This window comes from Xenorhabdus bovienii (genome assembly GCF_024721015.1).
Taxonomy (GTDB): domain Bacteria; phylum Pseudomonadota; class Gammaproteobacteria; order Enterobacterales; family Enterobacteriaceae; genus Xenorhabdus; species Xenorhabdus bovienii.
Genome location: NZ_JANAIF010000509.1, coordinates 1 through 213 on the forward strand (window position 1 = coordinate 1; position 213 = coordinate 213).

At 49.3% G+C, this 213-nt stretch carries 1 protein-coding gene; it reads right to left on the reverse strand.

The features are described from left to right. Positions 1–213, reverse strand: a 213-nt coding sequence (locus NXS07_RS21540) for a transposase (RefSeq protein WP_258087711.1), incomplete at both ends; no start/stop codon positions are given.

Below are 213 nucleotides of genomic sequence, written 5' to 3' on the forward strand. Positions count from 1 at the left end.
AGAGTTTACGCATCACTGCACAAACACCGACTTTCCCCCCTTTATGGCGTGCTGTCAGCTGTTCCCACTGCTTTTTCACTACTTTATTGCAACTGATCGCTGCCAGCGCAGGCATATAAAGTGCTTTTCGCAGCTCGGCACTTCCCTGCTTCGAGAGATGAGCCCGCCCTTTTAGTTGTCCTGATTCATGTAATTTAGGATTAAGCCCAGCGT